Below are 6,112 nucleotides of genomic sequence, written 5' to 3' on the forward strand. Positions count from 1 at the left end.
GCGTGCGCCGACCGGATCTTCCCGCTGCCGGTCAGTGACCGGAATGCACCTCCCGCTGCCGGACCACGACGAGGAACGCGTCGCTGTCCAGGTCCATCACCACCTCGGCCGGCACACCCTCGCGCAGGCGCTGCGCGGCGTACTCCTCGGCGGGCCAGCTTCCCCTCGGACTTCCGGCCGGAAAACGCTCCAACACCACTCGACGCATGGGACACCCCCTGCTACTTGCCTTCAGGTCTCTCCACGCACAACGACGCGCAGGCCGCCCGGGAACGTTCCCGAACGGCCTGCGGTTCACGCGAAGCGGTGAGTGGCGGCGCTCCTACGAGCCGGACGCGCCGGCGTCCGCCTCCAGCACGTCCGTGCCGAGCAGCACGAACAGGGCGATGCCGAGCACGATGCGGTAGATCACGAAGGGCATGAAGCTCTTGGTGGAGATGAACTTCATGAACCAGGCGATGACCGCGTAGCCGACGAAGAAGGCGATGACCGTCGCGAAGATCGTCGGCCCCCAGGAGATGTGGCCGGGGGTCTCGACCACGTCCTTGATCTCGAACGCGCCCGAGGCCAGCACCGCCGGGATGGCGAGCAGGAAGGAGTAGCGGGCCGCCGCCTCGCGCGTGAAGCCGAGCAGCAGGCCGCCGGAGATCGTCGCGCCGGACCGGGAGACGCCCGGGATCAGCGCCATGGCCTGGCAGAGACCGAAGATCAGGCCGTCCTTGACGCCCAGTTCCTTCAGCGTCTTGCGCTCGCGGACCGCGCGATGGCGACCGCCTTCCTCGTCGCGTGCGGCCAGCCGGTCGGCCACGCCGAGCACGATGCCCATCACGACGAGGGTGGTGGCGGTCAGCCACAGGTTGCGGGCCGGGCCCACGATCGCGTCCTTGAACACCAGGCCGAGGACACCGATCGGGATCGAGCCGACGATGACCAGCCAGCCCATCTTGGCGTCCTGGTCGGAGCGCAGCGCCTTGGTGAACAGCGAGCGGAACCAGGTGGAGACGATCCGTGCGATGTCCTTGCGGAAGTAGATCAGCACGGCCGCCTCGGTGCCGATCTGGGTGATGGCGGTGAAGGCCGCTCCCGGGTCGTGCCAGCCGGCGAACACCGCGGTCAGCCGCAGGTGGGCGCTGGAGGAGATCGGGAGGAACTCCGTAAGCCCCTGGACGAGACCGAGGATTAGGGATTCGAACCAGCTCATGTCGGGGTGCGCTCGTCCTTGTGATCGTCGGGCAGTTCGGGTCCGATGCTAGGGCCCGTGCGAAGCGCCGGTGACCACTGGGGGGTGCTGGGGGGTCCCTTCGTACGCTGCCTCGTGGATCCGGGGCGGCGCCAGCCGGTGCCGCTTGCGCCACGCGACGGCTCCGGCGGCCGTCACGGAGACGACGATGAAGCCGAACGAGACCAGGAACGCGGGCGATCCGGGGGAGGAGGCGTTGGCCCCCGCGATCACGTACGCCGCGGTGTTCGGGACGACGCCGAGGGCCGTCGCGGAGAGGAAGGGCACCCAGCCGCAGCGGGACACGGAGGCGCAGTAGTTGGCCACCGCGAAGGGCACCCCGGGGAAGAGCCGGACGGCGATCATCGAGCGGAAGCCGTGCCGGCTGAGCTGGCCGTCGGCCGCCTGGAGCCAGCGGCCGCGCAGGTGGGGGCGCAAGGCCTCCTGGCCCATGATCCGCCCGAGGCCGAAGGCGATCCCGGCGCCGAGCACGGTGCCGCCGACCGCCGCGGCCAGGCCGAACTGGCTGCCGAAGACCGCTCCCGCGGCCAGATTGAGCAGCGGGCGCGGCACGAAGGCCGCCGCGCAGACGCCGTAGGCGGCGGCGAAGAGCAGGACCGCCACGCCGACCGGGAGGCCCGGGGGCCAGCCCTCCGACAGGATCCGCTGGGGCTCGTAGAGCAGCACGCACACGCCCGCCGCCACGAGCAGCACGACGAGCAGCGACAGCCGCGTCCACGGCGCCAGGAGGAGGGACATCCCGGGAGACTAGCCGACGTATGCGGCAGGCCGCCGTAATCTGGGCCTCATGCTGTCGAACGACGGGCGACCCCGGGGGGTTCCCTCCAGCGCCCTCGCGGACACCCTGCTGGAGCGGCTGACCGGGACCTACGCCGGAGCCGCGGACCCCGTACGGGCCGCGGCCATGACCGCGTACATGAAGGACGTCGCCCCCTTCCTCGGCATCCCCACCCCGCTGCGCCGCGAACTGTCCAAGGCGGTGACCAAGGACACCCCCGCGCCGACGGAGACCGACTGCGCCGCGCTCGCGCTGCGCTGCCGGCGGCTCCCGGAGCGCGAGTACCAGTACTTCGCCGTGGACTACCTGCGCCGCCACGTCCGGCGCTGCTCCTCCGGCTTCCTGCCCGTGGTGCGCCACCTGATCGTCACCGTTCCCTGGTGGGACACCGTCGACCTGCTGGCCGCGCACACGGTCGGCCCGCTGGTCGCCGCCGACCCGGCGCTCGCGGTCGTGATGGACGAGTGGATCGAGGACGAGGACCGCTGGCTCGCCCGCACCGCCCTCCTGCACCAGCTCCGCTACAAGGGCGCCACCGACGCCGGCCGGCTCTTCGCCTACTGCCGCCGCCAGGCCGGCCATCCCGACTTCTTCCTGCGCAAGGCCATCGGCTGGTCCCTGCGCGAGTACGCCAAGACGGACCCCGACGCGGTGCGCGCCTTCGTCGAGGCCGAACGCGCCGCCCTGTCCCTGCTGTCCGTGCGCGAGGCCCTCAAGAACCTCTGAGCGCGCGGAAATTCATTCGACGTCCCGCGGGCGCTCCGGCAGGATCTGGGGCATGTCCCGGTACGCCTTCTCCGTCGCACCGTCCGCAGTCGCGGACGCGCCGAAGGCTGCCGTCGTCCTCGCAGAGGAATTCCCCTTCGCCGCATTCGACGGCGCACGAAGCTGACCCTTCCCGGATCGTCCGGCGGACCCCGCAGGGGGAGGGTCGGTTCGGTTCAGGGGTCCCGTCCAGGCTTCGAGCAACGGGAAGAACACCATGGCCAAGACGGCCTTCGTGCGGACCAAGCCGCACCTCAACATCGGCACCATGGGTCACGTCGACCACGGCAAGACCACCCTCACCGCCGCCATCACCAAGGTCCTCGCCGAGCGCGGGGGCGCCTCCTTCGTGCCCTTCGACCGGATCGACCGGGCCCCCGAGGAGGCGCGGCGCGGGATCACCATCAACCTCACGCACGTCGAGTACGAGACCGACACCCGCCACTACGCCCACGTCGACATGCCGGGGCACGCCGACTACATCAAGAACATGGTCACCGGGGCCGCGCAGCTCGACGGGGCGATCCTCGTCGTCTCCGCGCTCGACGGGGTCATGCCGCAAACCGCCGAGCACGTGCTCCTCGCCCGGCAGGTCGGCGTCGACCACATCGTCGTCGCCCTGAACAAGGCCGACGCCGGGGACCCCGAGCTGACCGACCTGGTCGAGCTGGAGGTCCGCGAGCTGCTCACCGCGCACGGCTACGGCGGTGACGGCGCGCCGGTCGTACGGGTCTCCGGGCTCGGGGCGCTGGAGGGCGACCCGCGGTGGACCGGGGCGATCGAGGCGCTGCTGGACGCGGTGGACACGTACGTGCCGATGCCGGTGCGCTACACCGACGCGCCGTTCCTGCTGCCGGTGGAGAACGTGCTGACCATCACCGGGCGCGGGACCGTCGTGACCGGCGCCGTCGAGCGCGGCGGCGTACGGCTCGGCGACCGCGTGAGCGTGCTCGGCGGCGACGGCGAGCCGGTCGAGACCGTCGTCACCGGGCTTGAGACCTTCGGCAAGCCGATGGAGTCCGCCGAGGCCGGGGACAACGTCGCGCTGCTGCTGCGCGGGGTGCCGCGCGACGGGGTGCGCCGCGGGCACGTGGTGGCCGCTCCCGGCAGCGTGACGCCGAAGCGGCGCTTCACGGCGCAGGTGTACGTCCTGTCGGCGCGCGAGGGCGGGCGCACGACGCCCGTGGCGTCCGGGTACCGGCCGCAGTTCTACATCCGCACCGCCGACGTGGTGGGGGACGTGGACCTGGGGGAGGCCGGCGTGGCCCGGCCGGGGGAGACGGTCACGATGACCGTCGAGCTCGGACGGGACGTCCCGCTGGAGTCCGGGCTCGGCTTCGCCATCCGCGAGGGCGGGCGGACGGTCGGCGCGGGGACGGTGACGGCCGTCCTGGGCTGACCGGGCCGACGGCCGGTCCCGGCCCTCCGTGGTGACGGCGGTCCTGCTGCGGCAGACTGCCGTCACCAACGGCGTACGAAGAGGGGCGGGCGGAGATGGGCGGCGACACGGCACTGGTGCTCGGCGGCGGAGGACTCACCGGCGTCGGCTGGGAGTCCGGGATCCTCTACGGGCTCGCCCGGGCCGGCGTGGACCTCACGACCGCGGACCTCGTCGTCGGCACCTCGGCCGGTTCCGTGGTCGGCGCCCAGCTCACCTCCGGACTCCTCACCCCGCAGGAGCTGTACGAGCGCCAGCTCGGTGACCCCGGCGGGGAACGCGCGGGCAGGCTCGGCGCCGGGCTCGTCGCCCGGTACGCGGTCGCGATGGTGCGGTCGCGGGACGCCCTCGCCTACCGCAGGCGGGTGGGCGCGCTCGCGCTGGCCGCGGACACCGGAGAGGAGGCGGAGCGGCGCAAGGTGCTGGAGGCCCGGCTCGTCTCGCGCGAGTGGCCCGAGCGCCGGTTCGTGGTCACCGCGGTCGACGCGGTCAGCGGTGAGCCGGCCGACTTCGACCGGGAGAGCGGCGCCGGGCTGGTCGACGCGGTCTCGGCGAGCTGCGCGGTGCCGGGGGTGTGGCCGCCCGTGACGGTCGGCGGGCGCCGGTTCATAGACGGCGGGGTCCGTTCGGCGACCAACGCGGACCTCGCCGCCGGATACGGGCGGGTGGTGATCCTGGCGCCGATCGCCCTCGGATCCGGGCTGATCCCCTCGCCCGCCGCCCAGGCGGCCCGGCTGCGGGCGCAGGGCGCGAAGGTACTGCTGATCACCCCGTCCGCGCAGGCCCGCAAGGCCTTCGGGCGCAACGTACTGGACCCGGCGCGGCGGGACCCGGCGGCCCGTGCGGGGCTCGCGCAGGCCGCCGAGCACGCGGCCGAGGCGGCCGCCGTCTGGGCGGCCTGACAATGGTGTGGTGAGCGACGAACAGATCCCGGTGATCCGGGACGTGGGCCAGGGCACCGCCAAACTGATGCCGGACGTGGACCGGGAGCGGGCCTGGCTGCTGACCGTCGACGGGGCGCCGCAGTCGTACGTGGACCTCGACGATCCCGAGCACCTGGAGTTCGAGTACGTACGCCGCCTCGCGCACGTCCTGGACCACGCGGCGGAGCCGGAGCTTGCGCTGGACCTCCTGCACCTGGGCGGGGGCGCGCTGACGCTGCCGCGGTACGCGGCGGCGACCCGGCCGGGATCCCGGCAGACGGTGGTGGAGTTCGACGCGGGGCTGGTGGAGCTGGTCGCGGAGCACCTGCCGCTGCCGGAGGGGGCCGGCGTCACGGTGCATGCCGCCGATGCGCGGGCCTGGCTGGAGGCGGCGCCGACGGGGAGCGCGGACGTGGTCGTGGCCGATGTGTTCGGCGGATCGCGGGTGCCGGCGCAGCTGACCTCGGTGGAGTACGCGCGGGAGGCGGCGCGCGTGCTGAGGCCCGGCGGGCTGTACGCGGCGAATCTGGCCGACGGGGCGCCGTTCGACTTCCTGCGGGGGCAGTTGGCGAACTTCGGGGCGGTGTTCGGGGAGCTCGCGCTGATCGCGGAGCCGGCGGTGCTGCGGGGGCGGCGGTTCGGCAACGCCGTGCTGCTGGCTTCGGACGGCGGGCTGCCGGTGGCTGCGCTGGCTCGGCGGTGTGCGGGTGACGCGTTTCCGGCGCGGGTGGAATCGGGGGATTCGCTGGCTCGGTTCGTGCGGGGGGCGCTGCCCGTGGGGGATGCGGATGCGGTGGCTTCTCCTGTGCCGCCGGAGGGTGCGTTCAGCCTGGGGTGAGGGGGCGGGTGCGGCGCCGCGTCCTGGGGCTCCGCCCCAGACCCCGCGCCTCAAACGCCGGCGAGGCTGGATTTGGCCGCTCTCAGCCCGCAAGTGCGCGTGGCGCAACCCTGCGCCCAGGCGGGCTGGA

General features: G+C 73.3%; 7 protein-coding genes. 4 read left to right on the forward strand and 3 right to left on the reverse strand.

Going from position 1 to position 6,112, the window contains the following annotated elements:
* Positions 1-31: 31 nt before the first annotated feature.
* The 3 genes from ACFWBN_RS33240 to ACFWBN_RS33250 form a co-directional block, all read right to left on the reverse strand.
* Complete coding sequence (locus ACFWBN_RS33240) at positions 32-208, reverse strand: hypothetical protein (RefSeq protein WP_385183284.1); 177 nt, start codon at positions 206-208, stop codon at positions 32-34.
* 114 nt (positions 209-322) lie between these two features.
* Complete coding sequence (locus ACFWBN_RS33245; RefSeq protein WP_385183287.1) at positions 323-1,201, reverse strand: undecaprenyl-diphosphate phosphatase; 879 nt, start codon at positions 1,199-1,201, stop codon at positions 323-325.
* Between the two features lie 48 nt (positions 1,202-1,249).
* Positions 1,250-1,978, reverse strand: a complete 729-nt coding sequence (locus tag ACFWBN_RS33250; RefSeq protein WP_385183290.1) for a TVP38/TMEM64 family protein — start codon at positions 1,976-1,978, stop codon at positions 1,250-1,252.
* A 49-nt stretch (positions 1,979-2,027) separates the two neighbouring features.
* Here ACFWBN_RS33250 and ACFWBN_RS33255 point away from each other — a divergent pair, with 49 nt between their 5' ends.
* The 4 genes from ACFWBN_RS33255 (at position 2,028) to ACFWBN_RS33270 (ending at position 5,982) form a co-directional block, all read left to right on the forward strand.
* Positions 2,028-2,744 (forward strand): DNA alkylation repair protein, encoded by a 717-nt coding sequence (locus ACFWBN_RS33255; RefSeq protein WP_385183293.1) that lies wholly within the window; start codon positions 2,028-2,030, stop codon positions 2,742-2,744.
* Between the two features lie 256 nt (positions 2,745-3,000).
* Positions 3,001-4,182 carry an elongation factor Tu gene (gene tuf, locus ACFWBN_RS33260; RefSeq protein WP_385183297.1) on the forward strand — a complete coding sequence of 394 codons (1,182 nt, stop codon included), beginning with the start codon at positions 3,001-3,003 and terminating at the stop codon, positions 4,180-4,182.
* Between the two features lie 95 nt (positions 4,183-4,277).
* Positions 4,278-5,123 carry a patatin-like phospholipase family protein gene (locus ACFWBN_RS33265; protein WP_385183299.1) on the forward strand — a complete coding sequence of 282 codons (846 nt, stop codon included), beginning with the start codon at positions 4,278-4,280 and terminating at the stop codon, positions 5,121-5,123.
* A 67-nt stretch (positions 5,124-5,190) separates the two neighbouring features.
* Positions 5,191-5,982 carry a spermidine synthase gene (locus ACFWBN_RS33270; protein ID WP_385183308.1) on the forward strand — a complete coding sequence of 264 codons (792 nt, stop codon included), beginning with the start codon at positions 5,191-5,193 and terminating at the stop codon, positions 5,980-5,982.
* The last annotated feature ends 130 nt before the right edge of the window (positions 5,983-6,112 follow it).

This window comes from Streptomyces sp. NPDC059989 (genome assembly GCF_042736975.1).
Lineage (GTDB): Bacteria > Actinomycetota > Actinomycetes > Streptomycetales > Streptomycetaceae > Streptomyces.

Bases quoted from the DNA above. Each gene is read 5' to 3' on its own strand.
- ACFWBN_RS33240 (WP_385183284.1), bottom strand. From the start codon at position 208: ATGCGTCGAGTGGTGTTGGAGCGTTTTCCGGCCGGAAGTCCGAGGGGA.
- ACFWBN_RS33245 (WP_385183287.1), bottom strand. From the start codon at position 1,201: ATGAGCTGGTTCGAATCCCTAATCCTCGGTCTCGTCCAGGGGCTTACG.
- ACFWBN_RS33250 (WP_385183290.1), bottom strand. From the start codon at position 1,978: ATGTCCCTCCTCCTGGCGCCGTGGACGCGGCTGTCGCTGCTCGTCGTG.
- ACFWBN_RS33255 (WP_385183293.1), top strand. From the start codon at position 2,028: ATGCTGTCGAACGACGGGCGACCCCGGGGGGTTCCCTCCAGCGCCCTC.
- tuf (WP_385183297.1), top strand. From the start codon at position 3,001: ATGGCCAAGACGGCCTTCGTGCGGACCAAGCCGCACCTCAACATCGGC.
- ACFWBN_RS33265 (WP_385183299.1), top strand. From the start codon at position 4,278: ATGGGCGGCGACACGGCACTGGTGCTCGGCGGCGGAGGACTCACCGGC.
- ACFWBN_RS33270 (WP_385183308.1), top strand. From the start codon at position 5,191: ATGCCGGACGTGGACCGGGAGCGGGCCTGGCTGCTGACCGTCGACGGG.